Genomic DNA, 24,534 nt, shown 5'->3' on the forward strand with positions numbered 1-24,534 from the left:
TATTAACGTGAAAAGAAATTCAGCCAGTTTAGTGGTGAATCAGGTGGAACGAAGTGTTCCAGTGTTAAAAAGTAATTAACTCCCCAAACTATTAACTCAACCATGAAATACACCGAGACCGCTCCGAAGCTGTTTATGAACACTGGAACGAAGTTTCATAGGTCCATAATCTGGGCTATGGGAGTAGTGAAGCTAGCCGCTGCAAGAGCTAACGCATCCCTCGGGCTTTTAGATAGCAGAGTGGCCGAGGGGATAGAGAAGGCAGCGAGGGAGATCATGGAAGGGAACCTGGACAATTTAATCACGTTAGACGTCTTCCAGACCGGATCAGGAACGGGACTGAATATGAACGTGAATGAGGTAATAGCCGAGAGGGCATCTCAACTCACGGGACTCAGGGTACATCCAAACGATCACGTGAACATGGGTCAGTCGTCCAATGACACCGTACCCACAGCCATAAGGATAGCTGCAACCAAACAGGTAGTAGAAAAACTCCGTCCTGCTTTGACAGAGATAGTCACGTCGCTGAGATCCAAGGGAGACGAGTATGCCTCTGTTGTTAAGGCTGGAAGGACTCACCTTAGAGATGCCATGCCGGTAACCTTCGGTCAGGAACTCCACGCCTATGCAGACGCTTTCGATCACGATATAAGTCTCCTATCGTCCACTCTCGAATACGTAAAGGAACTCCCCCTTGGAGGTACAGCCACAGGAACCGGGGCCAACTCCCACCCTAAGTTCAGGGAATTAGCAATCCAGATGATCAATGAGGTAACTGGACTCTCCTTCAAACCTGGACATACCTTCAGAGGTATGAGATTCCTTACCGACCTCCTGACGCTGAGTGGGGTCATGAGGACGGTAGCCGTGGAACTGTTCAGGGTGGCTCAGGACTTCAGGCTCATGTTCTCAGGACCTTTCACAGCTATAGGTGAGATAGACCTACCCACACAGGAGGAAATAGCTGGGAGTAGTATCATGCCGGGCAAAACTAATCCAGTCACTGTAGAGGCCTCCATGCTGATCTCGGCTCAGGTTATTGGACTAGACCACGCAAACCAATTCGCATCATCCCTGGGAGAGTTCGAACTGGCCATGGGCGTTCCCCTGATAGGACAAAACGTAGTGACCCAAGTGGATCTCCTAAGCGAGGGATTGAACAAGTTCAATCAACTTGTAATCAAGGGAGTTGTACCCAACGTTGATAGGATGCGGAGATACGCCGAGAGTAGCCCGGCCCTCGTAACTGCCATCTCCCCCTTGGTGGGCTACGATAAGGCTTCCCAGATAGGAAAGATGTTGATCAAGGGGATGTCCATAAGAGAGGCTCTCAAGGAGCTAGGCATTGACAATTCCAAGATAGATGAGATCCTCGACCTGAGGAAGTTGGTAAAACCTGGCCTACAGAAATGATTCATGATCCCCTCTTTTCACGTAGTCCTCCAAGAGGTTCAAGTACTCGTTTACCATTCTCTTTCCCTCCTCAGTTATCTGTATCACAGTTCTGGGTCTCCCCCTGAAGAGGGTCTCCCTCATACTTATGGCACCGTTCTCCTCAAGCACCTTGAGGTGTAGGTAAAGGGATGACTTTGGCAGCCCGATACCCTTTAACAGGTCCGTGAAGGAGGTCTTCTCCACACCCATCAGGTAGAGGAGGATTCCAACCCTGGCTGAGCTCGAGAATATGGGTGACCTGATGAATTCCTGTATATTCCTCAAGGTTCCCACCTCCAACTCCTCCAGAGGGAATGTAGACCTGCGAAAGCAAAACCCGCTGTGAGGGCGAGTGCTAGGGAACCTATGAAGGTACCTCCTATGATCCCGAGCACCGCTGAAACTGCTGCCACGTACTCATCAATCGGTCTTCCCTCCACCTTCATGATTCTCTGCATTCTCCTCAGCCACTTGAGAATGAAAAGAAGGATCAGCAGGTTAGCCAACACGTTCAAAAGGCCTATTCCGGTAATTATAGCGAGGACCCCTAAAAATGAGGGAATAGAGACCATGAGGAGAAATAACTTCCCTCTTCTCCTGGGTCTCCTGAATGATTTCAGGTACGCTAACCTAGTTACGGCCACTTCTATCCTCGCTGTCCTGAAGATGAGGAAACCGATAGTGACAACCATTATATACCAAAAGTAACCTACCGCCAATATCTCCAATACGTCGTTGTGAGCCACCGGCAACTTATCAAAAAACTTCTCCATGAGGAAGACTATAGGGACGTAACTCGCTACCAAAAGGTAGAATATACCAATACTTCGCCTGATCTCCCTCGCGTAGAGCCTATATGCCAGGGCCTCGCTCTCCTTCAATAGCCTTATGGGATCCTCCACCTGTCAGAGTTAGGATATTAGATATTAAACACCTATCTTGAGTTCAATCACTGAACCTCTCTCGTCAAGTAAAAAGTGAAGTAATCAGGGAGTCAACACGTACGAGTTGTTCACCCTCTTAGGGAAAGGAACCGGTGGTTCAAGGAGAACGATCTCGCCGTCGTCCGCCCTAAATGACCTGGTTTGACCCCTTAGATGAAAGTGCGCAGTCATTGAGCATATGACGGCGTCTGCCTCATCCTTTATTTTGGATATCCTTCTCCAATCCCACCCCAACAATCTTAGTGAAGAACTAGGATGTGTCTCTATGGCCCTCAACTTGGGAGCCAGGCGGAGTGCCCTCTCTGTGAGGGTAGATATAAAGGAGGGTGGAAAAACCCTGAAGCCGCTCCTGATCAGTAGTTTATCCACCTCTCTATACCCTTTTCCCCAACTTAACGGGGCGTCTATGGCCACGAGCCTAGCGTTTTTGCAGAGGAATATTATCTCCTCGTCCTCCTTCACGAAGGTCACCTCTATCTTATCGTGTTCAAGCACGGCCACCGCTGTGGGTCTTTTGACTGCTAAATCTATACCGCACTCCATCTGACCTCCCCTTCACCCTGAGGACGGAACTTGTAAATTTTTCGTCATTAAGCGTCCTGTGTCCTCTTTTCTTCCTCCTGCCTCACTAGCTCCAGACTTTCTGCAAAGAGAAATCCAAGGATTATCCAAGCCAGGAAGAAATATACCACGTACTTGTCCAGTTGGCTTATGGACTCTGTGAGGATGAAACCAGAGAGTATCAATGAGCCTATGGAGAAGAGTATTTCATGGATATGCTTTAATGGCTTCCTCCTCCCTATCCTAGCTAAGGACACTGCGGCAGCCATGTGGATGTAGAGGTTACTCATACCTGAGATACCACCTAGGAGGGTTAGGGCTAATAGAGGACCTAATTTGAGGGTGAGAAGAGCGAGGGAGAGCACAACTAAGGCGGAGATAACTCCCTCAGCGACCTTCGGCTCTCCCCTCCTGGTTATCGTGAAGATATCCAGGAGGTGACCGTTCTTAGACATGGCAAATAGGGTCCTAGAGCTAGCCACTACGTAGGCTATTCCACCTAAAACTCCATCGCTTAGGGCTATCATGGAAATGGCTACAGCACCGGGTAAACCGAAACTGGAAAGTAGGAGTCCCACTAGGTTGTTGGTCACCCCCATATCGGCCAGAGAATAGAAGAAGAAGGTAGCCAATCCACCACCGAGGAGTGGTACGAGAAGAGATACTCTACTTACTGTCTTTACAGCGTTCTTTATCTCCTCTGGGTAACTCACCACCGATGAGTAGCCTGATGGAATTCCTATTCCGAAGAGGATGGCCTCAGGAAATTGAGGAGAGAAACTTACTGGATTGTAAACCCTGAAATCTGCCCTGTAAAGAAAAAACGTAGATAGACCGATCAAGGCCACTATCTCCAAGGCCCCGACCACTACGGCATACCTAGCGGAGATCTTCACGCCCAACAGAACTACTGACGAAGTCACTAATGTGACTATCAAGGTGAGATATAGGGAGTCTATCCCAGTGAGGAGATTGAGAACGTAAACCGCTCCCTCCATCAGGGTGGCCCCGTAAGTTATGGAATACAAGATGTAGATCCAGCCAGTCGTTATGCCCAAGTTATCTGTAAGTGTATGTAGGGCGTAGGTGTAGTACCCTCCGCCCTTCTTGAACCTCCTCGAGAGTGAATAAACCACCAGAGCATTGACCATGACTAGAATTGTAGTTAATAACATGGCGAAACCTGCCATTCGGCCAACATAGGAAATCATTATGGTGCCGAATGCCACCAAGGATATGAAGGGAGACTGTCCCCCGAAGGACAAGAAGAACACTTCGGTGGCTGTGAGCTTTGGCCTAGTTCCCATCTAGACCATTTTGTAACTTAAGTAATTAAAGGTACACAGGTTCAAGTACACGTAAAGGAAGAAGCTCACTATGGGATGGGACTTCCTTCCAGTTACTGCTAATTCCATCCTCTCAACCTTACCTTAAGCAGTGGTGACGGATAGGACTCTAATGGCTATACGGATTGTCCCTACGTGAGTACATTAACAGCTTTGCTCTTTCCCGCTAACTATGAACTGTGCTGTCTATCTTGCAGACCCCCTCACCTTTACTGCGACTTCTCTTTGAAGTCCCCTCAGCAGTGGTTAATCATGAATAACCGATCAAAGATCTGGCAAGATGAATACTCCTAGCCGTGGTTAACAGTTTCCGAAAGGTAGCAAAGTTTTTCAAAAAATATTTGGGAAATAATATGAAGCCACGCCCGTTGTGGACGATCTTTCCCGAAGGGTGGGGCGGTGAGCTGAAGATTTACGGTTTCCCCACTTGTCTGAAACTGTGGCAGAATGGTGAGTTACCCGGCTAAAGGGGCGGAGGAGTAACGGGTTTCCCAGTGACTCCGGTGAGGCACAAGGGGTGAGGATTGATATCTTGTAAACTACCCCGCCCTCACCGGTAGACCCAAAATCACCTCCTTGAAAATAAATCTATATTATTAATAAGCGGTTCTATTGATTTAAGTAGAAAATCTTTTAGATAGAATAAATCATCAGAAAACAAGAGTATTAGGAGTAACCTGAACTGCTCCCTCCTCACCTCCCCCTTGAACACGGTGTACAGGGAGTAGAGGACCACGGCCAGCACGAAGATCAACGTGCGGAAGACGAACTTGGTGGAACTGGTGAAGGGGAGAAAAGCCTTGATGTTCCGGTAAGAGGTCTCTATGGGACCCCTCACCTTGTTGTACAAGTCCAACACCTCCCCCTTCGGTAGGTCGAGGTTCGTAGCCCTAGCGAAGTAAACTAGAGTCCTCTTCTTTCTCCTGACCTTCTCCTTGCTGTACACGAGGAGCCTGAACTTGACCTGCTCGTCCCTCCTGTGCCTCTTACTGTTCGTCTCGTACTCGCCGTCGAACTCCTGGTAGACCTTCACGTCCCCAACAGGGACGGCAATTATGTACTTGAACTGCGAAACGAAGTTGAGCACGTCTACAGTGTAGAAGCCCGCGTCGAGAGTCATCAACCTCACCTTGAACCCCATGGCGACGACTTGCTCCACGAGGGCCTTCACGACCTCATCCTTAGTCATCCCGTTCACTTGAGTAATGAAAGCTAGTAGGAGCACTTTCCCGTCAAACTTAGTCGTCGCAGTTGCGTAGTTCCAAGAGTTTCCCTCCTCCGAACTCCCGAGCCCTCCCACCGTTTTCCCGTACCAGGTCTTGGTTGTCCAGTCTATTGAGAGGTCTATCTCCTTGACTCCCTTCAGTACCTCCAAGGATATTTTCCTCACTTGTTCCAAGAGTTTCTCAATAACTTCCACCCCCTGCTCCTCCACGTAATTCCTCACGGTCTGTGGGGACACGCCGTACGCCCTCGACTTGTTCTCTACTGAATCGTTCCATAAACACGCTGAGATGAGGGTTCTCGCCACCTCTTCCCCTCTCTTTCCCTTGAAGTTCAGCATGGAAAGTAATTTATATCCTATTTGTTGAACGTTGTTTTGGTGAGGGAGATGGTGTATTATCATCTCGCTCTCTCACGTGGTAATACCACATCTCCCTCACCTTAAACCTTTCTTCAACTGAATTCTTAATACCCTTATAAATCCTGTTATTCGCTATGAGTCGATATTATACTGCCAGAATTATTTTTCATAATACGATTTTGGGTCTACCGTCACGGACGGGGCTTTGGGGTTTCCAGTGGCCTTCACGACGCACCTTCATGTCCCCTTCGGGGTGTTTACGTACCCCCGACCCGTACCTCTCGTTAAGGCACGGGCTACGTTAATAGCCGCGTTCAGGTCACGGTTGTACTTGAGACCGCACTTAGGACAGCGATATTCCCTTCCTTCAACGTGGGTAACGTACCCACACCTGTGGCAAGTCTTGGACGTATTCTTAGGGTCTATGTATACCACCTTGATTCCTTGTATCTTAGCCTTGTACTCCACCATCTTCTGTAGCTTCCTGAAGGGTAAGGAGTGAAACCTCCTGTTGAGTTTCTTACCCCTCCTGAAGTTCTCTCTAATACCCGTGAGCTTCTCCATCACTATCACAGGAGAAGGGAACTGTTTAGCGTATTCCACAATCTCCTTGGAGATAACGTGAAGCTCGTGGTTCACGATCCTTCTCTCTCTACCTCTCAGCCTCTTGAACACGTCCAACCTTCTCTTTTCCTGTAGTTTCCTCCTAATGTTGAAGTGCCTGTGCCTGACTTCCTTGATTCTAGATCCCTTGAAGAAGGTGCCCTTTGTCGGTTTGTCGTCAACTAGTGCCACTACTGTGGCTAAGTTCCTTTCACCCAGGTCTATCCCTATAGGTGTTTGTGGTTCAAAATCCTTGAATGGTTTTTCGAGAGTGAAGTGGGCGTACCACTCTCCGTCTCTCTTTACGAGTTCAACTTGTTGCAAAGACCACTCGCCGTCGTCAGAGAGGGCGTCATCTATCATCTGTCTTCGTCTTTCTCCGAACTGTACTGGACACCACACACCATCACCGTCCAGCTTGAGGTATAACCAATAAGGGGTTAGTTTAGTGTCCCTCCTCACGAGCTTGAAAGCACGGTAGTTCACTCGTATGGACACTTTATGCACGTGAAATTCTCTTCCCTCATTAGCCTTAACCAGTTCTACTGCCTTGTCCCTGGCAGTCTGTGTGAGAGTGGAAGACAGACCGAACCTTCTTCTCGCCTCCTCGTACGCTTTCTGTTGGAGAAGATTCTTATCCTTGATCTTAAAGGAAGCGAAGAACTTCACAGCTTTTAGATACTTCTCCAGAACGACGTTCAGTTTGTGTCTCTTCTCTTTGTTAGGGTTCAGAATCTTCCCCTGTACTGCTACTTTAACTTCTGCTTTCAGGGAACGTCCCAATCTTTTTTTTTTTACTTTGATTCACATTTATACTTAACTTCCCGTCCTCACGGACGGGGTCTCAGGTGTCAAAAGATGAAATCCTTTGAAGCCCAACCCCCAACAAAATGATATTTCACCCTTCATAGCCCACGAAGTGCTTTGTGGGGACCGTTCAATTTTCTTAGGCGTTGAGCCCAGGTTAAGCCCAGTGAGTTCTCTTAGATTCAAAATCTAATGTCAGTTTAAAAGTATGTTTCGCATTGTCCCTGGTAAAAATTGAGGTGTTACACAAAGCATCCACGAAGATAAACCCCTTTAACCCCTTCTTTAAAGTAGATCCATGGTCCTTGTGGCAATCATAATGGGTAGTAAGAACGACTGGGAGGTCATGAAGGAAGCTGCAGAGACTCTTCAACGGTTTGGGGTGGAGTTCGAGGCTAAGGTCGTCTCCGCACACAGAACACCAGAGTTCATGGTGAAATATGCCAAGGAGGCTGAGGGGAGAGGAATAGAGGTTATAATAGCTGGGGCTGGGGGAGCTGCTCATTTGCCTGGTATGGTGGCCTCATTGACCACACTTCCTGTTATTGGAGTACCTATTCCTTCTAAAAACCTGAACGGGTTGGACTCGCTCCTTTCAATTGTGCAAATGCCCTATGGCGTGCCAGTCGCCACGGTGGCAATAGGAGGAGCTAAGAATGCCGCTCTACTTGCACTGAGAATACTCTCGCTAAAACATCCAGAGTTGAGGGAAAAGTTGAGGAACTTCATGGAGGAGGTCAGGAGTGAGGTACTTTCAACCGAACTCAGGTTATAAGGTATGCATCCTAGGTGGAGGACAACTTGGCTGGATGATGATACTGGAGGGTAGGAAGTTTCCCATAACCTTCCTAGTGTATGCCGAAAAGGGAGAGCCAGCGTGCAGGATTGCAGATTTATGCTTTAAGGAAAGCTACGAAAAGGTAATTGAGGAATGCGACATAGTAACGTTCGAGTTCGAACATGTGGACGAGGCACCCCTTCAACTTGCTGAAGACCTAGGAAAACTCCTCCCTAGACTCAACTCGGTGGTTCTCAAGAGGGCCAGGCACTTAGAAAAGGAGTTCCTCAAGAGGGAGGGCTTTCCTGTCCCCAGGTTCGTCACTGTGGAAGGAGGAGACGAGGCGCTTCGGGTGTTAAGGGACGAGTTCAATAATGTAGGAGTCGTCAAGAAGTCTGAGGGGGGGTACGACGGAAGGGGCCAGTACTTCATAAGGGGAGACCCTGATAGGTACCAATTCCTCAGGGAAGAGAGGGGTCTATTCGTGGTTGAAGAACTGGTGAACTACGACTTCGAAGCGTCTATAATAGCAGTCAGGAGCGGAAACGAGTTCCGTGCATATCCACCTACCTTCAATTACAACGAGAAGGGAATTTTGGTCTACAACTACGGACCTTACGGTAACCCTGAGATGATACGACTGGCCGAGAAGCTGACAGAGAAGCTGAACTACGTGGGAGTGATGGGAATCGAGTTCTTCATCAGAAGAGGCAAAGTGATGATTAACGAGTACGCTCCTCGAGTTCATAATACTGGTCACTACACTTTAGATGGTGCAGAGATCTCCCAGTTTGAACACCACTTGAGGGCCATAACAGGAATGGAGTTAGGGGAGACAAGGCTTCTCAGCCCTTCAGGGATGGTGAACCTCCTTGGAGTGCATTACCCACCGATGGATGTACTGAGGTATGGGTCGGTGTACTGGTACGGAAAGGAGGTTAGGAGAAGAAGAAAGGTAGGGCACGTCAACGTGGTGGGTAAGGATCTGGAGGACGTTAGAGCAAAAATTGAAAATGTCATGAAACTAACTTATCCCAATGGTTTGGACCTATGAAGTTCAACTTTAAGATATGGATCGAGGACAAGGAAGGGAAGCCAGTACTAGGGAAGGGAGGAGTACAACTGGTGAGGGCCATATTAGACTCTGGTTCCATAGCTAAGGCGTCTGAACAGATGAACGTTTCCTACAAGTTCGCCTGGCAATACGTGAGGAGGATAAGTTTGGAATTGGGGGGAATAGAGATGAGGAAGGGTGGGAAAAACGCTGGAGGAACGGAGATAGATCCCAAACTACTTAAGATAGTGAGACTCTACGAGCAGGCACAAGAGGAGGTCAGAAGGATTCTAGATAAATATTCTAGACTGCTTGAGGAGGAACTCAAGTCCCAGTGATCCTCTCAGACACGGCTCTCTTGGCCCCTTCTACGAACTCCCTCACTACTTTAGAAGGATCTTTGGACTTCATGACTGCACTGGCCACACCTATACCGTGAGCTCCCAGCTTTATGGACGTATAAACGTCGTCCCCCGTCGAGATCCCTGCTCCTACTATTAACTTTAGACCCTTAACCTTCTGTACCATCTCCACGGCATTGGTTATCACCTCTGGTCTTGCCCTAGATACTGACACACCAGTACCTATCAACTCTGGGGGTTCCACCAGTATCGCATCAGGTCCGAGCAGACCAATAGGTACTACTAGTTCATACCTGTCTACGCAAACTATGGTTTCCAACCCAAGTCTTCTGGACCTCTTTATGACGTCATCTATCTCGTCAGCCCTTACCCTTCTCTCGCTGTGATTCACCAAAGTACCTGCAGCCCCTGCCTCCTTAATCATCTCCGGGGTCACTGCTCCAGTGTGAGCCCCCTCTGGAACAGCATCAACGTGTTGAGCGAAAACTGGAATGCTCACCTCTTTGGATATCCTGTGGATCATGGTCGAGGGAACAGCCACAACGATTTCAATACCGCTTTCCCTTGCCACCTTGTCGATGCTTTTTGATAGTTGAAGGGCCTTCTCACCGTACGAGTTCTCATATGCCTTGAAATTGATGATTAATATGGGAAACTTCATGACTAGAAGGGTAAAGGGGCGGATAAAAAGCTTGAACGTGAGAACTAACCCTGGCCTATTAACTTAAGTATGCCTTCGTAGTCCGCATCGTATAAGGGAAACATGCTAGTTGGTTCTGCCCCTCTAGGTGCACTCACCACAGCATCCACATAAACCGCATTAAGGGTAGGTCTCCTGCCAAAGAAATATTCAGGGTCTACTATCTCCTCCGTCGTGACTATAACCATCTTAGCCGCCTTTCCTTTGAACTCGTCCTCGTAAAGGGGGCCCACGATCTCGGAATTACCGTACCTGTCGGCCCTGTTTACGTGTAGTATTGCAACGTCGGGTACTATAGCCTTGACGAACAATATTTCCTCTCCTGAGAAAGGATCCCTCCCTATTTTCCACGTACCTTTCCTCTCATGTAGTCTTACGAGGTCGCTGCCTAAAATTCCCCTAACTGGCATGAAGGGAACCCCAGCCGCTCCAGCCCTTATCCCAGCTATGAAGGCCCCACAGACATCTTCAAGGAATTCCACTTCCCCGTTCTCAACCTTGCTCCTGAAAGCAGGGAGCATTCCGAACCACTCCAGAGTGGCCATAGCTACCCTCACGCTCTTTACCAAATTTTCCCTAAGGAGATATTCCAGTGCTATCCCCGGTTCCCTGTCGATAAAGCTCAAGTTCTTCACCCCAGACTTGGGGAGAGCCTTCACGAAAGACATTGGATTCCTGTGGATGGAGATCCCACTCACAGTTATGAGATCTTCATCGTGTACTAGAGTTAATGCCTCCTCCAATGGCATTAATTTCTCTCGCAACTTAACTCTTTTAGTGTAACTTTGCGCTCATAAACTTTTCCTCACTTTACCCTAGTGGCCTCAATGATCCAATGCTTATCCATAAAGGTCACAGAAGTTACCGAGAATTTAACCACAAATTTCAGGGCAATGACTGGGGAGACCCCTCCGTAGAGTTGATCCCTAAAGATTAGTAGAAGTTTTCCTCCCTTCTTTATGATTCTATGGGCCTCTCTAGTGAAATCGTGATCAAAAAGCTCATAAATTACGACTCCATCGAACGAGGAGTCCCTGAAAGGTAGGGGATGAATAGCACTTACGTTATCTCCTCCATAACTGGAGATGCATGTAGCGAACCACGGCATACAAAGCCCGATCCCCAATATTCTGCCTTTCAGAGGCGGAAGGGAGAACTCGTTTATCAATTCGTCTCCAAGACCAATCTTCTCTCCATCGATTACGAAGGGGTATATGAGGCTCAAGACTGAGATCTCTCCCCTCAGGAAGTCTCTACCTATTATGGCATCCGCTTCCAGTAAGGAAGAAGCTCTGCCGTACTCGAGGCCTACTCTCTCCTCTTTTCCGTCCACCGCCAGAAGGGATAAGGCTCTCCAGAGTGGAGAGAGTTCGTCCTTATCGTCATGGAGAAAGGCTAGCTTCATCTACGCAAGTAAAGTATCCTTACATAAATATTTTCGCTTAAACAGATTACATCAAAGATCTTTTATCTCCATGGATAAATCGGTGACTGTCACCATCCCTACTATTTCCCCCTCTCCGTTAACCACAGGGAGATGCCTTATCTTCCTCTCCGACATGACCTTTGCGGCGAGTTTTATATCAGCCTCCTCGTTTATGGTCTCCAGCTCGCCCATCGTTGCTACTACCCTTATTTCGTCCATTGGAGAAGCTCCGCTAGCTATAGCTTTCACTGCGTCTCTGTCAGTGAATATTCCTCGAGGAGTTCCGTTGTCAGTCACGACCACACTTCCCACTCCCTTCTCCAACATGAGTCTACATGTCTCTTGAAGGGTTGTGTTGGCCTCCACCTGAAGCACGGGAGAACTCATTATATCCTTAACTCTCTTCATAGTCAAAACGTAATTGCCGTTAAAGGAAATAAACTTATCGAGTAACTTCTACTCCACGGCCGCTCTCTTCCTTTCTTCCTTTTTCACATCCATGAGCTCCCTGTAACTCATGACCATGCTCCCTACTCCCAGGATTCCAACCACAGACACTACCAACAGGAAACCCACATCAACCGCGTTTAAGTTAGGGACCTGAAGCCCCGTGGATATTGCCCAGTTATCTACGCTTGGGAATAACAGTATAAAGGCACCAACTAAGGAGAAGATCATCCCTCCATAGTACAGAACTCTTCCTGCGGTTTTGCTGCCCAGGTATCTTATGTCTTCTTCTGTCAACTTCTTCAAACGCATCAGGTTGGCGAACAGAGCCCCGAATATTACCTGCATGGTCATAGTCCCTAAGCCGAACATAGCTCCAGGCAACGGAGCATAGATCAGTCCCGGTACTCTAGGAGCCAACACGAACGTTATTATGGAGGCGTAGGCACCGAAGCCGAATCCGGCTATTAAGCCGTGAATCACCGTCATCCTGATGGGGGGATCTCTGAGCTCCCTCCTCTCAGCTAAGGGGTCATGATGTTCGCTTCCCAGGAGTTTATCTATGGGTAGATGTATGTACTTACCCTTGAGTATGTAAGAACCTGCTATGGCCATCACTATTCCCACCACTATATACACTGGGCCATCAAGGTTATACTTGCTATATATTGCTGCTAATCCCAAGAATCCTAGGGTGGTTAACAGAGCTCTTTGAGCGGTGAACCCCAGAGAGAACAGAAAACCGGCCTTCATTCCGCCCCTTGTACTGTACTTTCCCACAGCGTAGCTGAAAGTGATGGGCCACGTGTGTTCGTCTGGAGTAGCTCCGTGCATGACACCGAGTAGGAAGGACACCAAAAGTATCTCGGCTAGGGTTAGATTAGACGGTGGGTTTAACAGATAATCAATGAAGTTCATAGGAATTAGGGTTACCCTAAAGTTTAAAAAATTATCTATTTAAGACCACGCGCACATCCACTGCGAAGGAACCTCTCTCGTTGACTATGAGGGGGTTTATATCCAACTGAGCCACGTTGAGATCGACTATCAGCCTCGATACTGTAGAGATGGTTCTAACAAGAGAACCCTCATCGTAGCCCCTCTTCCTGACCGTTAACATGTCATGAAGTTTGCTCTCCTTCAACATCTGAAAGGCTTCGTCTTCGTACACTGGAGAGAGTCCATAACTCACGTTTCTTAACACCTCGACGTATATACCTCCTGGCCCCGTGAGTACGGTGTGTCCAAATAGGGGATCCAAAATCCCTCCTACGAACACTTCGAGACCCGAGAGTTGTTCCTGAATCATCACCCTCCCGCTCAACTTAGATAACTGAGAGTAAACCTCTCTGACTTGATTTGCCTCCACGTTCATGAAGACTCCCTTTAACTCGGTCTTATGTACAGGCTCATCTGTGGAGATCTTCATCACTACGGGATAACCTATTGAATCCGCTATCCTCTGAGCATCCTCCTGATCTTGTGCCACTCCCCACCTAGGGGTTCTGATCCCATAGAGTTCCATGAGTTTGAGGGAATCTATGTCGCTGAGTACCTTCTTTCCCTTCACGATCTCCATGGCAGATGAGATAGGTTGAGAGACCCTTATCTTCCTCCTAGGCGTTGGTCTGCTCACTAAGTGTTTGATGGCACTAACTGCCTCCTCTGGGAAGTTGAAGGCTGGGATTGAAGCGGATTCCAATATTCTCGACGCTGAATCCTCATCGTACCCCATGAGCACTCCAACTATTCCCTTCCCTTTGAAGCTCAACATTGCCTTTGCTACCTCTGTACAACTTAGGAAAGGCAATGACTCGACTACGACTAGCTTAGTGCAGTCCAGGTCCCCCACTACCTTGAGCGCGTTAAGATATCTCTCCCTTCCAGCATCACCAGATAGATCTAGGGGGTTCTTGGGGAGACTAGTTGGAGGTAAGATTTTGGAGAGCTGGACTTTCAATCTCTCAGGTATCTGTATTTGGGAGAGACCAGCCCTCACTATGGCATCTAGTGTAAGAACTCCGTGACCCCCAGAGTTAGTAATTATTAGGACCTCTTCCCTAATTGGTTCAGACGAGGATATCAGCTTGGAGAGGTTAAGAAAATCCTTGAGGTTCTCGACGAACATGCCTCCCACAGTCCTGATGGCTGTCTTAAACACGTCGTATGACCCTGCCAGACTACCAGTGTGTGTCATGACCGCCTCCGCACTCTGGGACGTAGCCCCTCCCTTTATGAAGACCACTGGTTTCCTAGATGTGGCCTCTGGAAGAACCTCCAGGAAACTCTTACCGTCCGATACTCCCTCTATATATACGAAGATTGCCCTCGTTTCTGGATCTCTCGAGAGATACTCTATGATCTCATACTCCTTTACGTCGGCCTGATTCCCTAGACTGACAAGATAGCTGATCCCAATCCTGGACCTCTGGGCCCAGTTGAGCATATACGCCCCTATTCCTCCGCTCTGTACGACTAACGCTATGTCTCCCCTCCTCACGTCAGCGAACGCAAATGTCCCGTTGTAGTCTGGCGTTAGGAGTCCCATGGTGTTGGGTCCCAGGAACCTGATCCCTAGGGATTTAGCCTTAGACACCAACTGAGCTTCAAGCCTTACTCCCTCTCCTCCCACTTCTCTGAATCCGGAGGTTATGACTATCGCTCCCTTTACACCTGATGCCCCAGCATCCTCGAGGACGTTTAGGACGAAGTCTCTCGGGACTGCTATTATGGCTAGATCGGGCTGATCTTGGATTTCCCTGAGAGACCTATAGGCCTTTACCCCCTCAATTGTTTCCGCCTTGTCGTTCACGGGATATACCTTTCCTCTGAAGGAGGAGGTGACGTTCCTGAAGATTACGTTCCCGACCTTTTCTCTATTTCTCGAAGCTCCAACTATTGCTATAGATCTCGGTTTAAACAGTGGTTCTAAACTCATATACCTTAGAAGATTCCCTAGAATATATGGGTTTACATACCGTTAGGTGCATGAGGTGTGGAAAGGAGAGGGAGGGAATTGAAGCCCGGTGTAGTAGGTGCGGGGGGCCTTACAAGGTACAGGTAGACTTTCCGTTTCGCAGGGAATTGAAGGAAAACTTCCCGTATTTAACTAAGCCCATAAGCCTCGGAGAAGGAAATACGCCAATGATAGAATTGGAGGGGATCAGGTATAAGTTGGACTTCCTCAATCCCACTGGATCCTATAAGGATAGGGGATCCTTTGCCTTGATATCGTGGCTGAGAGAGATGGAAGTAAAGGGGATCTCGGAAGATTCGTCAGGGAACGCAGGGGCCTCAATTTCAGCTTATGGTGCTGCGGCTGGGATGAAGGTGAGGATATTTGTACCCTCTACCGCCAGAGGTACTAAGGTAAAACAAATAGAGGCATACGGTGCAGAGGTAGTGAAAATAGAGGGAACCAGGGACGACGTGTCTAGAGCCGCGGAAAACTCTGGACTATATTACGCCTCCCACGTACTCCAGCCCGAGTTCAGAGACGGGATAAGAAGTCTCGCCTACGAGATCGTGAGGGACCTCTCGTGGAAGACACCCAAGGAGGTGTTCCTGCCCACCTCCGCAGGAACGTTACTTCTCGGAGTCTTCGAGGGATTTCAGCACATGTTGAAGGATGGAGTGATCCAGGAGATGCCAACTCTAGTTGCTGTGCAAACAGAGCAGGTTAACCCAGTATGCTCATCCCTCAAGGGGACGAAGTACGTTCCCCCTAGGGCAGTGAACTCTTTGGCTGACGCTTTAGTCTCCACAAATCCCTTCCTACTCAAGGAGATGGTGGACGTTTTGAGAAGGCACGGAGATTGTGTCACTGTAACCGAAGAGGAGATTATGAAGTCTTGGAAGTATTTGGCTTCCAAGGGAATTTTGGCCGAGTACAGTTCTGCGGTAGCACTAGCAGGTTTGAAGAAAAGGGGCAGTGAGATGCCAGTAGTTGTCCTCACTGGGAGCGGACTAAAGACTCTGAATTGACTCAAGGGAGCTCGAGTGCAGACCTTAACTCATAGGGATCTAATTTCTCTATAAATCTCTTTTCCTCCTCAGTTATGGAGATTACTCTAGGGTTTTCCTCCTCGACTCCGAATTCGGTCCTCTCCTTAACTTCATCAAGGGTGGACCACGGATAGAGTCCTATCACTTTCCACCTCCTTTCGCTCCTGTCGTATCTCATGACTGCCATATCCGAGACGACGTAAACTGAGTTTCGAGACAGCCTGGCGGATCCAGTCACGAAGTCCACTCTCTTTACAAAACTCCTCTTGGAGTGTTTGAGGTTCCATAAGATCATCTTCTTAACTAAGGGCATCAAGTACGCCGTCGCTGCACCTCCAGGTAACTTGACCTTGGGTCTCTCGTAATCTCCTATGGCGGTCAAGTTAACGTTTGTCTCCTCGTCTATTTGAGCTGGGCCTAAAAACATCACATCAAGTTCACCCTTCTGGGCCAAATCGAATGAGTCCACCGTTATCATGACCGGTGATCCCTCCAAAAAGAACGGATCTCCAGTTGAAGGCGAAAGGGTTATAGATTTAGGGTTGAAGGCTTCCGCTACCCCCACTATATCAATGTCCTTCTTCATTAAATCCCTGGCCATGAAGGCCCCAAGTATGGCAGGGCCTGAGTTCAGCCCCACGTAAACAAGCTCTCCATCATTCAGTAGTTCAGCTATGGCCCTTACAACGTAATCGACTCTCATGTGAAAGATTCTTAACTCTGGGGAATTAAATACGCTTATGGCATACGTGTACAAATACAGGGATTACTACATAGCTGGGGTGGAACATGTGGTTCCAAGTTACTTCCAAGACGTCGTTTTCATCTACAACAACAATAATAGATGGGAATCGGTGAGTGCTGAGAGGTTGAAGACGAGTGATCCCTCCTTAACGGCAATAAGGGACGCGGTTAAATACGCTACCCATGTTGAAGACTTGACAAGGGCCGTAAGTGAACTCAAAAAGAAGGGAATACTCATAGAGGAAGTACAGAGACCTCCTTTCCCAAGGCATCTCATTGAGGGGAGGAAGAAGATCCAGGCCGAGTTCGACTGACTATTTTCTTCACTCTCTCCTTAACTTTCTCACTTGCCCTGAGCCAGTTAGCGTTGCCTTCAAGGTCACCATTTAACGTGGTATCTCTCAGGAGCCTCAGGAATTTGTCGGCATTGGACTGTTCAGCTAATATGGCCTCCTCAAGGCTCTGGCCCTCCCTTACGCGAAGAATTATTGAGATCACCTTGTTCAGTCTGTCGGGTACACCGACCCTTGAACCTCTGAGCGTTATCCTGACTCTCTTGAAGGAGTAGCCGACCCTCTCGGACAACTCCTTTGTGGCGTACCTCCATCCAGAGTCATCAACTATTCCTCCTATGATGAAACAGTCCACGCTCCGTAGCATTTCCTCATTGGCCTCCACGTCACCGTAAGGATCCAACACAATCGAGTTCTTGGAGGGCTCCACGTCGAACCTAACCTTATTGAAGAAAATAGTGCTGAACGTCCTCCTAAACTCATCATTAGCGTGATTGAGTGAAAGATTGTAATCCCAAAGGTGGTCCCTCAGGAGGGATATGACACTGCCCAACTGATTGACGAGTTTTCTTTTTTCCTTATCTGAGTGCCTGTCCCACATGGTTAGATCTACGATGAAGAGAGGGTACTCCGGATAGCTGAAGATGACCTTACTTCCTCCTGGACTCAACCTATGTGTAGCCAATTCTTGGCCTCTACCCGAAATTATCTTGACTCCGAGCTCTTCGCCAAGAGTCGAGCCCCTGTACACTCCCCTCTCTAACCCCCAGCCATATAGGAGGAACTTTAGGGCTATCCTTTGAAGGAAAGGTCTCTCTATTCCCTTGGCGTATATGGTGTCCACATCCATATCTAATAGGGCCTTTGCGAGCTCCTTCGCCAATGTTAATTCTATCCTTTACCCCCCTCAACCTGAATGAAGGGAAACGTTCTATTAAAGGTTAGCACTCTAGCTCATCCCTTCCGCCTCAAAGTATATGGAAAATATTAAAAGTATATAGTAAGTAATGGTTATGGATAAAAATGGCTGTTGAAGATATAGTAAAGGTAAGTAGGAACTATCAGGTGACCATACCTGCCAGGATAAGGCAGAAGTTCCAGATCAAAGAAGGGGATCTAGTGAGGGTAATTTACGACGAAAACGAGAACGCAGTGAAGATTTTACCTATGAAACAGTGATTTTTCCCCTTTTTCAAAGATTTCCTATTCGAAGCAGGCTTCATTTGGACTAATGGGGCTTGATTCCCTAGATTATTCCTGGCTTAAGACTGTAACGCTTCTACGTAACTACTAGTTATTTTTAATCATCTAAATATCGTCTTGACAAGTTGTGTTTATATAGTATCACCGAAGTAGTTTTTATTGATGATCCCCCTAACTGATGACGGGCACTGCTCACGAGGTTTGGGGAGTGATAAAAGTGTGGATGGGAGGGTAGCGGTGTTTCCCTCGACTAGCCCCAATGAGTTAAGGGTGACCGTGTATGATCCCTTAAGAGGGGTGCCCGTGGTGGAATTAGAAGTAATTAAAAGTAAGGAAAAGTTACGCCACGGGTAAACACGTGAACTTGTCCTACTCTTGCGACACTTTCAAAAATGAACTATCTTTAAAAAAAATTATACAAAGGAGTTGCTCTTAATCTTTGTGAAGACGTAATTCAGAATGCCACCGTGTCTTAAATATTCCACTTCTGCCTTAGTCTCTACCCTTGCTATTCCCCTTATCTCTCGTTCTCCCTTTCCTCCTTTAATCCTCACAGTAACCTCGGCTCTAGGCTTTAAGTCGCTCAAGATAACGTCTACCAGCTCATCACCCCTTAAGTTCGCCCCGCTCCAGTTCGCCTCCACAGGGAGAACACCCATGGCAACTAAGTTACTCCTGTGTATCCTTTCGAAGCTCTCGGCTACAACTACCCTTATCCCCAAGAGAGATGTAACCTTGGCTGCCCAGTCCCTTGAGCTCCCAGTACCGTATTGCTTTCCTGCAAATATCACCAAGGGCACGCCCTCTTTCTTATACATAGCGGCTACGTTAAATATGGTGTCAATCTTCCCGTCAGGATAGTGGATCGTAAATCCTCCCTCCCTCTGTACCATGAGGTTCTTCACCTTGGGGTTGGAGAAGCCTCCCCTGAGCATGACCTCATGATTACCTCTCCTGGCCCCGAAAGTGTTGAGCTCCTTTGCTCCCCTTTCCTTAAGGTACCTCCCTGCGTCAGAGTCTGGGGCTATGGGGCCCGCTGGAGATATATGATCCGTAGTTATCTTATCGCCTAAGATCATTAGGATCCTCGCATCCCTGATCTCCTGGAAGGGTTTTGATTCCCCCCTAAACCACGGAGGCTCCACTATGTACGTGGAGGAGGGATCCCAAGAGAATGTCACTCCCTGAGATACAGGGAGTTTTTTCCAATTCTCGTCTCCCTCGAATATTTTGCTCTTCTGTTCCCTGAAGAACTGGGGATTGAGGGCAATCTCCATATACTTCGATATCTCCTTGAGGGAGGGCCATACATCCTTAAGGAATACCGGCCTGCCGTTAGGATCTATCCCTATGGGTTCAGTCTCAAAGTTAATGTTGATCCTTCCAGCCAAAGCGTAGGCAACAACAAGGATGGGAGAGGCCAAGTAGGTTCCCTTGAGGAGAGGGTATATCCTTCCTTCGAAGTTCCTGTTTCCGCTGATCACTGCATAGGCCTCTATCCCTTGCCTGAGGTCGTCTTCCACTTCCTTGGGGAGAGGACCAGAATTACCTATACAGGTGGTACAGCCGAAGCCCACAATATGGAACCTCAACGCCTCAAGGTATGGAAGGAGACCAGCCTCCTCGAGGTACTTCACGACTATGGGTGAACCTGGAGCCGTGCTAGTCTTGACGAAGTCTGGCACCCTAAGTCCCAGACTCACAGCCTTTCTGGCCAGTATTCCTGCTCCGAGCATGACTGTGGGATTGGAGGTATTAGTACAGCTAGTGATGGATGCTATTACAACGCTTCCGTCCTTGACCTTCTTCCCCACCTTGTTTCCTACTTTCAATTCGGCCATTTTCCTCAGGGGAACCCTTTCGTCTGGGTTCCTAGGTCCAGCAAGGGCAGGTTCCACGTGGCCCAAGTCCACCTCCACTACCTCAGAATATCTGGGCTCTCTTCCGTACATCAGGCCTTGCGCCTTAGAGTATTCCCTCACGAATTCAGCGTCCCTATCTGTGGCCCTCAAATAAGAGAGGGTTACCTCGTCAATGGGGAAGTAACCCACAGTGGCTCCGTACTCTGGAGCCATATTGGCGATTGTAGCTCTGTCCGGAACTGAGAGTAGTGAGAGAGAGGGACCGAAGAACTCAACAAACTTTCCAACTACTCCCTTTTTCCTCAGAAGTTCGGTTAAATAGAGCACTACATCTGTTGGAGTAACGCCATCTCGAACCTCTCCCTTAAGCTTGACCCCCACTACCTCAGGGACGCTCATGTAATACGGTTCACCTAGCATCACAGACTCCGCTTCTAAGCCTCCCACTCCCCAAGCTAGGACCCCTAAACCGTCTACCATCGTAGTGTGGGAGTCAGTGCCTATGACAACCTCGGGAAAGGCCGTGAGGACGCCGCCGTGCTCCCTGACATCTATTACCTTACTCAAGAACTCCAAATTGACCTGATGTATTATACCGTTTCCTGGTGGAACTATTCTGAGATTAGTGAAGGCACCTTGTGCCCACTTGAGAAATTTATACCTCTCCTGGTTCCTTTCGAACTCAGTCCTCATGTTCATTGCCAGGGAGTACCCAGTACCGAAGTAATCCACCTGGATTGAGTGATCTATGACTAGGTCTGATGGAATCCTGGGATTAACCCTCGTCGGATCTAACCCTAAGCGTTGAAGCTCAGATCTCATTGCAGCTAGGTCGACTAATAGGGGGACTCCAGTGTAATCTTGCATCACGACCCTAGTCGGCATGAATGCAAAATCCTTCCCTGTCTTCCAACCAGCTATCGCCTCCAGGTCATCCTCCGTTATTTTGTCCCCATCCATATTTCTCAGTGTGTTCTCGACCAAGACCTTGATAGAGTAAGGGAGTTCGTCTATGTTGAAACCTAATTCCGAGAGCTTAGAAAGGGGATAATAATATGCGTCTCCGATCCTAGATTTCTCGATTTTCATGCTTAAACTTCACACGTAGAGGTAAAAAGAGATTCGCTGGTTTTGAACTGTGGAAAGTTTTTCAGATGAGCGATCTTTAAGTAAGCCCCAGAAAGAAATGTGTTGAAGAAGATCGAGCCTAACAGCGTTAAACTGGCCAGGAAAGCTGTTCTTCTACTACTCATATCATAGTTTATTATTGTCCTTGTCCTCTATTACGCATGGAGGGCCTGAGGAGTCTTCTCCTTGAAAGTCTGAGCCGGTACGGGATGCCCTTTCCTGTTGACAAGAAAGTTTGCTCTTCCTGGACCAACGAACTCCCCAGGAATGGAAGTACCATCATATTCACTTCGTGCATGTACCAGATCGAACCTGTGGTCCCAATCCTCTCCAAGTTCGGTCCCTACACTGGAATCCTGAGGGGTGTGGCCTCACTTGCGAAGATGGTCAAGCCCCCCAAGGAGGAACTTGAGAGGGCATACAGGATATTGAACAATATTGTAAAAGCCATAAAGAGGAAGGGAGTAGACCTGGCCTATCTCTACGAGGAGGAGCCGTATAGCGGTGCGGTGCTGCTGGAGATGGGTATGCTGGACGAATTCGCTGAACATGCGCGGAAGGTATCAGAGATGCTAAAGGAGAGAGGGATAACGAGGGTAATCACAGTGGATCCCCACACACATAACGCACTGAAGAGGTATGAAGAGTTCGTGAAATTTGACGTAGAGGTGGTGAGTTATTTAGAGGTAATAGATCCGTCAAAGAAAGTTGAGGGAGGGTTCACCATCCACGACTCATGCCTTTACTCCAGGTTCTTGAACCTGAGGGAAAAGTATAGGTCTCTAATTCTGAACTCCGGGATAAGCCTGAAAGAAGACTTCTTCGTAACTGGGAGGGAGACGTCAACCTGTTGCGGTGGACCTATCGGAGGAGTGGATCCAAAGCTTAGCGAAGAGATAGCTAAGAGGAGAGCTTCAGAGCTTAACAGGCTCTCTGACAAACTTCTTGTAGTATGTCCCATCTGTTATGTAACCCTCTCGCCTCACTTCAAGGGTGAAGTTAAGGACGTGGCTGAGGTGATATTATGAGCTGGGACGTTGCCATAAGTAGAGCAGTCCAGAACAACCTGCCTAGGGTATACAAGAACTTAGAAAACTTCCCCTACGTTCTGGACTTGGCCAGACAACTCAGGGAAGCTAAGATGGAGGTAATCAGAAACATGGAAAAGTACGTTGAGATGACTGTGGAATCAGTCAAGAGGATAGGGGGAATACCTCACGTGGTCAACACCGTCGATGAGGCCAGAGATGTGGTAGGAAAGATCGTGGGAACGGGGAAGACCGTGATCTTCGGTAAATCCATGGTCGCATATGAGATGGGCCTGAGAGACTTTCTGAAGGAGAGGAACAACGAGGTGTGGGAGACTGACTTAGGCGAGTTCCTAATCCAGCTTGCCAACGAACCACCGTCTCACATTATAGCACCTGCTGTTCACATGTCAAAGGAGAGAGCGGAACACCTGGTGAGGGACAAGCTGGGTGACCTGAGAAAAGGTGCAACCCATGAGGAGATAGTCAACAAGGTCAGGGAGTTCCTCAGGGAGAAGTTCCTCAAAGCCGACATAGGGATAACTGGAGCAAACGCAGTAGCAGCGGACACTGGTTCGATAATCCTCGTAGAGAACGAGGGAAACATAAGGTTCACAACAGTATCTCCTCCAATTCACATAGCAGTGGCAGGTTTCGAGAAGATAGTGCCCACACTCTATCATGCGATGATAGAGGCCTTAGTTCAAGCAGCCTACGCTGGACTTTACCCACCCACCTACATCAACCTCACCTCAGGTCCTAGCTCCACGGGGGACATTGAGATGAAGAGGGTAAGTCCAGCTCATGGACCCAAGGAGTTTCACCTAATTCTATTGGATAACGGTAGGTTAGACGCCTCTAAGAACCCAGACTTAATGGAAGCCTTACTCTGCATAAGGTGTGGGAGATGTCACCTCCATTGTCCAGTTTATAGGGTCATGGGCGGTAGATGGGGAATTCCACCCTTCACGGGCCCCATGGGGGCCATGTGGTCTTACGTGACTCATAAGGATCCTAAGCCTGCAACGTTATGTACTCATTCAGGTGGGTGCAAGGAGGTGTGCCCCATGAAGATAAACATTCCAAGGGTACTTGAGAAGATAAAGCACGTGTATTTTAAAAGGAGTTAGCTAGTGTGTTCCCAGTAGGCCTTCAGTTCTACCTTCCTGGGCTCGCCGTATTTAGCTACCTCCTCTATGGCCTGTTTCAAGAACTCCTCGCTCTGCACTCCGCGTATTAACCATTTGTCATTGATGAGAAGAGCAGGAACCCCTCTTATCCCCATGGCCTTTGCCTCCTCTTCGTCCTGTATGACTCCCAGCTTAGCCTCCTTAGATTTGAAGTCTTTTTTGAACCTCTCGACGTCTAGTCCCACTTCCTCTGCAATAGATATCAGCACTTTATCGTCGTTGATGTTCTCCCCCTCCATAAAGAACTTTTCCTGAGCTAACGTGAAGTAATCCCAATGTCCTTCATCCCCCCTTTGAAATTCCGCCGCTTTGCAGGCCATGAGAGGGGGCATGGACCACACGTGACCGATCTTTCCCTTCGATAGCACCTTGTCTGGATTGTAGTCTGGGAAGTACCTTGTGAGTATAGAAAATTCGCTCCTGAAGAGTTCCCTGGCATCCTCCTCTGTAGGAGCTGCTGCCAAGAGATCATCTAAGGAGGAGATTATCATGAACGCCTTGTGTTTCACCCTAACGTCGTCTCTGCCTTGGAGAACCTTCCTAAGTCTCTTGTTGGTCACATAGCAAAAAGGGCATAGCACGTCGTGAAAGAAAGTTATCTGAATCAAGGAACTTCTCACCTCTTTCCCTTCAAACCTTTTTAAATTAATCGTTACTTAATATAGAAAAAATCAACTGACTCGCTTGGAGACTCCTATGAGAGCTCTTATGGCCTCTGCGTCTGCAAGTATCTCTCTAAGCTTGTCCTTTAGTTCTGGAATTTGAGACAGCTGTGATATCAACACATCCAACTGAGGCCAGTAATTCTTGGCTACCAGATCCATCTGGTACCTGTGCATTGTCACTAAAGAGACTATTAAAGAGAGTCTAGGGAGAATTCCCTTAGATGACAGAAGAGCCTCCTCTCTAACCATGAGCTCGTTGAGCTGATCTAATAAGTCGAAGAGATAGCCTCTCGCCTCTTCCAACTCCCTCTCTGCGGGTTTCATCAGATGTTCGCTCATTATATCTCAAAAAAACTTTAATTAATA

At 48.1% G+C, this 24,534-nt stretch carries 27 protein-coding genes; 10 read left to right on the plus strand and 17 right to left on the minus strand.

Features of this window, described 5'->3' with window-relative positions; genetic code table 11:
- The first annotated feature begins 102 nt into the window (after nucleotides 1–102).
- Complete coding sequence (locus METMK1DRAFT_RS11270) at nucleotides 103–1,416, plus strand: class II fumarate hydratase (protein ID WP_009074240.1); 1,314 nt, start codon at nucleotides 103–105, stop codon at nucleotides 1,414–1,416.
- On the opposite strand, the gene METMK1DRAFT_RS11275 is transcribed toward METMK1DRAFT_RS11270, so the two are convergent.
- The 6 genes from METMK1DRAFT_RS11275 to METMK1DRAFT_RS11300 all read right to left on the minus strand — a co-directional run bounded on the left by METMK1DRAFT_RS11275 (nucleotide 1,405) and on the right by METMK1DRAFT_RS11300 (nucleotide 7,259).
- Nucleotides 1,405–1,722 carry a transcriptional regulator gene (locus METMK1DRAFT_RS11275; RefSeq protein ID WP_009074242.1) on the minus strand — a complete coding sequence of 106 codons (318 nt, stop codon included), beginning with the start codon at nucleotides 1,720–1,722 and terminating at the stop codon, nucleotides 1,405–1,407. The two genes, METMK1DRAFT_RS11270 and METMK1DRAFT_RS11275, sit on opposite strands and share 12 nt — an antisense overlap.
- Nucleotides 1,719–2,339: a hypothetical protein gene (locus METMK1DRAFT_RS11280; RefSeq protein ID WP_009074244.1), complete on the minus strand. Its 621-nt coding sequence runs from the start codon at nucleotides 2,337–2,339 to the stop codon at nucleotides 1,719–1,721. The genes METMK1DRAFT_RS11275 and METMK1DRAFT_RS11280 overlap by 4 nt, the downstream gene beginning before the upstream one ends.
- Nucleotides 2,340–2,423: 84 nt before the next feature.
- Nucleotides 2,424–2,924 (minus strand): DUF429 domain-containing protein, encoded by a 501-nt coding sequence (locus tag METMK1DRAFT_RS11285; protein ID WP_009074247.1) that lies wholly within the window; start codon nucleotides 2,922–2,924, stop codon nucleotides 2,424–2,426.
- 47 nt (nucleotides 2,925–2,971) lie between these two features.
- The gene (locus METMK1DRAFT_RS11290) at nucleotides 2,972–4,249 is read right to left on the minus strand and encodes an APC family permease (protein WP_009074250.1); all 1,278 of its coding nucleotides are present in this window, start codon (nucleotides 4,247–4,249) and stop codon (nucleotides 2,972–2,974) included.
- Between the two features lie 607 nt (nucleotides 4,250–4,856).
- A complete protein-coding gene (locus METMK1DRAFT_RS11295) occupies nucleotides 4,857–5,915 on the minus strand; it encodes an ISH3 family transposase (protein ID WP_009074253.1) in 1,059 nt (352 codons plus the stop codon).
- Between the two features lie 195 nt (nucleotides 5,916–6,110).
- Complete coding sequence (locus METMK1DRAFT_RS11300; protein ID WP_009074255.1) at nucleotides 6,111–7,259, minus strand: RNA-guided endonuclease InsQ/TnpB family protein; 1,149 nt, start codon at nucleotides 7,257–7,259, stop codon at nucleotides 6,111–6,113.
- Nucleotides 7,260–7,581: 322 nt separating this feature from the next.
- Here METMK1DRAFT_RS11300 and purE point away from each other — a divergent pair, with 322 nt between their 5' ends.
- Genes purE through METMK1DRAFT_RS11315 form a run of 3 tightly spaced genes read left to right on the plus strand, consistent with a single transcriptional unit; the run spans nucleotide 7,582 to nucleotide 9,453 of the window.
- The gene (gene purE, locus METMK1DRAFT_RS11305; protein ID WP_009074257.1) at nucleotides 7,582–8,058 is read left to right on the plus strand and encodes a 5-(carboxyamino)imidazole ribonucleotide mutase; all 477 of its coding nucleotides are present in this window, start codon (nucleotides 7,582–7,584) and stop codon (nucleotides 8,056–8,058) included.
- Entirely contained in the window at nucleotides 8,027–9,115 is a 1,089-nt protein-coding gene (locus METMK1DRAFT_RS11310; RefSeq protein WP_048087980.1) for a 5-(carboxyamino)imidazole ribonucleotide synthase, read from the plus strand. Before purE ends, METMK1DRAFT_RS11310 begins: the two co-directional genes overlap by 32 nt.
- Entirely contained in the window at nucleotides 9,112–9,453 is a 342-nt protein-coding gene (locus METMK1DRAFT_RS11315) for a winged helix-turn-helix domain-containing protein (RefSeq protein ID WP_009074261.1), read from the plus strand. The genes METMK1DRAFT_RS11310 and METMK1DRAFT_RS11315 overlap by 4 nt, the downstream gene beginning before the upstream one ends.
- Here METMK1DRAFT_RS11315 and tpiA read toward each other — a convergent pair.
- The 6 genes from tpiA to METMK1DRAFT_RS11345 are packed head-to-tail and all read right to left on the minus strand — an operon-like array spanning nucleotide 9,440 to nucleotide 14,988.
- Complete coding sequence (gene tpiA / locus METMK1DRAFT_RS11320; RefSeq protein ID WP_009074263.1) at nucleotides 9,440–10,138, minus strand: triose-phosphate isomerase; 699 nt, start codon at nucleotides 10,136–10,138, stop codon at nucleotides 9,440–9,442. The genes METMK1DRAFT_RS11315 and tpiA overlap by 14 nt on opposite strands.
- A 44-nt stretch (nucleotides 10,139–10,182) precedes the next feature.
- Entirely contained in the window at nucleotides 10,183–10,926 is a 744-nt protein-coding gene (locus METMK1DRAFT_RS11325) for a CoA transferase subunit A (RefSeq protein ID WP_009074265.1), read from the minus strand.
- A 56-nt stretch (nucleotides 10,927–10,982) separates the two neighbouring features.
- Nucleotides 10,983–11,582: a methyltransferase domain-containing protein gene (locus tag METMK1DRAFT_RS11330; RefSeq protein ID WP_009074267.1), complete on the minus strand. Its 600-nt coding sequence runs from the start codon at nucleotides 11,580–11,582 to the stop codon at nucleotides 10,983–10,985.
- 51 nt (nucleotides 11,583–11,633) lie between these two features.
- Nucleotides 11,634–12,011, minus strand: coding sequence for a CBS domain-containing protein (locus METMK1DRAFT_RS11335; RefSeq protein ID WP_009074269.1), 378 nt, complete (start codon nucleotides 12,009–12,011; stop codon nucleotides 11,634–11,636).
- 48 nt (nucleotides 12,012–12,059) lie between these two features.
- Nucleotides 12,060–12,968: a hypothetical protein gene (locus METMK1DRAFT_RS11340; protein WP_009074271.1), complete on the minus strand. Its 909-nt coding sequence runs from the start codon at nucleotides 12,966–12,968 to the stop codon at nucleotides 12,060–12,062.
- A gap of 31 nt (nucleotides 12,969–12,999) precedes the next feature.
- Entirely contained in the window at nucleotides 13,000–14,988 is a 1,989-nt protein-coding gene (locus METMK1DRAFT_RS11345; protein WP_009074273.1) for an acetate--CoA ligase family protein, read from the minus strand.
- Between the two features lie 26 nt (nucleotides 14,989–15,014).
- On the opposite strand from METMK1DRAFT_RS11345, the gene METMK1DRAFT_RS11350 reads away from it, so the two are divergent.
- Entirely contained in the window at nucleotides 15,015–16,034 is a 1,020-nt protein-coding gene (locus tag METMK1DRAFT_RS11350) for a pyridoxal-phosphate dependent enzyme (protein ID WP_009074275.1), read from the plus strand.
- Nucleotide 16,035: 1 nt separating this feature from the next.
- On the opposite strand, the gene METMK1DRAFT_RS11355 is transcribed toward METMK1DRAFT_RS11350, so the two are convergent.
- Nucleotides 16,036–16,758 (minus strand): CoA-transferase subunit beta, encoded by a 723-nt coding sequence (locus METMK1DRAFT_RS11355; protein WP_009074277.1) that lies wholly within the window; start codon nucleotides 16,756–16,758, stop codon nucleotides 16,036–16,038.
- Between the two features lie 37 nt (nucleotides 16,759–16,795).
- On the opposite strand from METMK1DRAFT_RS11355, the gene METMK1DRAFT_RS11360 reads away from it, so the two are divergent.
- Nucleotides 16,796–17,113 (plus strand): hypothetical protein, encoded by a 318-nt coding sequence (locus METMK1DRAFT_RS11360; protein ID WP_009074279.1) that lies wholly within the window; start codon nucleotides 16,796–16,798, stop codon nucleotides 17,111–17,113.
- Here the strand turns inward: METMK1DRAFT_RS11360 and trm10 are convergent.
- A complete protein-coding gene (trm10, locus tag METMK1DRAFT_RS11365; RefSeq protein ID WP_009074281.1) occupies nucleotides 17,073–17,975 on the minus strand; it encodes a tRNA (adenine(9)-N1)-methyltransferase Trm10 in 903 nt (300 codons plus the stop codon). The two genes, METMK1DRAFT_RS11360 and trm10, sit on opposite strands and share 41 nt — an antisense overlap.
- A 140-nt stretch (nucleotides 17,976–18,115) precedes the next feature.
- Between trm10 and METMK1DRAFT_RS11370 the strand changes: the two genes are divergently transcribed.
- Nucleotides 18,116–18,271, plus strand: a complete 156-nt coding sequence (locus METMK1DRAFT_RS11370; RefSeq protein WP_009074284.1) for an AbrB/MazE/SpoVT family DNA-binding domain-containing protein — start codon at nucleotides 18,116–18,118, stop codon at nucleotides 18,269–18,271.
- A 186-nt stretch (nucleotides 18,272–18,457) separates the two neighbouring features.
- Nucleotides 18,458–18,649 (plus strand): hypothetical protein, encoded by a 192-nt coding sequence (locus METMK1DRAFT_RS11375; protein WP_009071570.1) that lies wholly within the window; start codon nucleotides 18,458–18,460, stop codon nucleotides 18,647–18,649.
- A gap of 59 nt (nucleotides 18,650–18,708) precedes the next feature.
- Here METMK1DRAFT_RS11375 and acnA read toward each other — a convergent pair whose 3' ends face one another.
- Nucleotides 18,709–21,246: an aconitate hydratase AcnA gene (gene acnA / locus METMK1DRAFT_RS11380; protein ID WP_009074286.1), complete on the minus strand. Its 2,538-nt coding sequence runs from the start codon at nucleotides 21,244–21,246 to the stop codon at nucleotides 18,709–18,711.
- Nucleotides 21,247–21,446: 200 nt separating this feature from the next.
- Between acnA and METMK1DRAFT_RS11385 the strand changes: the two genes are divergently transcribed.
- Both METMK1DRAFT_RS11385 and METMK1DRAFT_RS11390 read left to right on the plus strand, forming a co-directional pair.
- A complete protein-coding gene (locus METMK1DRAFT_RS11385; RefSeq protein ID WP_009074288.1) occupies nucleotides 21,447–22,313 on the plus strand; it encodes a heterodisulfide reductase-related iron-sulfur binding cluster in 867 nt (288 codons plus the stop codon).
- A complete protein-coding gene (locus tag METMK1DRAFT_RS11390) occupies nucleotides 22,307–23,443 on the plus strand; it encodes an LUD domain-containing protein (protein WP_155812434.1) in 1,137 nt (378 codons plus the stop codon). Before METMK1DRAFT_RS11385 ends, METMK1DRAFT_RS11390 begins: the two co-directional genes overlap by 7 nt.
- On the opposite strand, the gene METMK1DRAFT_RS11395 is transcribed toward METMK1DRAFT_RS11390, so the two are convergent.
- Both METMK1DRAFT_RS11395 and METMK1DRAFT_RS11400 read right to left on the minus strand, forming a co-directional pair.
- Nucleotides 23,440–24,111, minus strand: coding sequence for a DsbA family oxidoreductase (locus METMK1DRAFT_RS11395; RefSeq protein ID WP_009074290.1), 672 nt, complete (start codon nucleotides 24,109–24,111; stop codon nucleotides 23,440–23,442). The genes METMK1DRAFT_RS11390 and METMK1DRAFT_RS11395 overlap by 4 nt on opposite strands.
- A gap of 63 nt (nucleotides 24,112–24,174) precedes the next feature.
- Complete coding sequence (locus METMK1DRAFT_RS11400; protein WP_048087981.1) at nucleotides 24,175–24,507, minus strand: hypothetical protein; 333 nt, start codon at nucleotides 24,505–24,507, stop codon at nucleotides 24,175–24,177.
- Nucleotides 24,508–24,534 lie beyond the last annotated feature (27 nt).

This window comes from Metallosphaera yellowstonensis MK1 (genome assembly GCF_000243315.1).
GTDB classification, from domain to species: Archaea; Thermoproteota; Thermoprotei_A; order Sulfolobales; family Sulfolobaceae; genus Metallosphaera; species Metallosphaera yellowstonensis.

Coding starts and splice junctions, on each gene's coding strand:
- METMK1DRAFT_RS11385 (WP_009074288.1), top strand. CDS start 21,447: ATGGAGGGCCTGAGGAGTCTTCTCCTTGAAAGTCTGAGCCGGTACGGG.
- METMK1DRAFT_RS11355 (WP_009074277.1), bottom strand. CDS start 16,758: ATGAGAGTCGATTACGTTGTAAGGGCCATAGCTGAACTACTGAATGAT.
- METMK1DRAFT_RS11375 (WP_009071570.1), top strand. CDS start 18,458: ATGATCCCCCTAACTGATGACGGGCACTGCTCACGAGGTTTGGGGAGT.
- METMK1DRAFT_RS11350 (WP_009074275.1), top strand. CDS start 15,015: ATGGGTTTACATACCGTTAGGTGCATGAGGTGTGGAAAGGAGAGGGAG.
- METMK1DRAFT_RS11325 (WP_009074265.1), bottom strand. CDS start 10,926: ATGCCATTGGAGGAGGCATTAACTCTAGTACACGATGAAGATCTCATA.
- METMK1DRAFT_RS11345 (WP_009074273.1), bottom strand. CDS start 14,988: ATGAGTTTAGAACCACTGTTTAAACCGAGATCTATAGCAATAGTTGGA.
- METMK1DRAFT_RS11285 (WP_009074247.1), bottom strand. CDS start 2,924: ATGGAGTGCGGTATAGATTTAGCAGTCAAAAGACCCACAGCGGTGGCC.
- METMK1DRAFT_RS11290 (WP_009074250.1), bottom strand. CDS start 4,249: ATGGGAACTAGGCCAAAGCTCACAGCCACCGAAGTGTTCTTCTTGTCC.
- METMK1DRAFT_RS11400 (WP_048087981.1), bottom strand. CDS start 24,507: ATGAGCGAACATCTGATGAAACCCGCAGAGAGGGAGTTGGAAGAGGCG.
- METMK1DRAFT_RS11270 (WP_009074240.1), top strand. CDS start 103: ATGAAATACACCGAGACCGCTCCGAAGCTGTTTATGAACACTGGAACG.
- METMK1DRAFT_RS11315 (WP_009074261.1), top strand. CDS start 9,112: ATGAAGTTCAACTTTAAGATATGGATCGAGGACAAGGAAGGGAAGCCA.
- METMK1DRAFT_RS11335 (WP_009074269.1), bottom strand. CDS start 12,011: ATGAAGAGAGTTAAGGATATAATGAGTTCTCCCGTGCTTCAGGTGGAG.
- purE (WP_009074257.1), top strand. CDS start 7,582: ATGGTCCTTGTGGCAATCATAATGGGTAGTAAGAACGACTGGGAGGTC.
- METMK1DRAFT_RS11340 (WP_009074271.1), bottom strand. CDS start 12,968: ATGAACTTCATTGATTATCTGTTAAACCCACCGTCTAATCTAACCCTA.
- METMK1DRAFT_RS11295 (WP_009074253.1), bottom strand. CDS start 5,915: ATGATAATACACCATCTCCCTCACCAAAACAACGTTCAACAAATAGGA.
- METMK1DRAFT_RS11330 (WP_009074267.1), bottom strand. CDS start 11,582: ATGAAGCTAGCCTTTCTCCATGACGATAAGGACGAACTCTCTCCACTC.
- tpiA (WP_009074263.1), bottom strand. CDS start 10,138: ATGAAGTTTCCCATATTAATCATCAATTTCAAGGCATATGAGAACTCG.
- acnA (WP_009074286.1), bottom strand. CDS start 21,246: ATGAAAATCGAGAAATCTAGGATCGGAGACGCATATTATTATCCCCTT.
- METMK1DRAFT_RS11370 (WP_009074284.1), top strand. CDS start 18,116: ATGGCTGTTGAAGATATAGTAAAGGTAAGTAGGAACTATCAGGTGACC.
- METMK1DRAFT_RS11360 (WP_009074279.1), top strand. CDS start 16,796: ATGGCATACGTGTACAAATACAGGGATTACTACATAGCTGGGGTGGAA.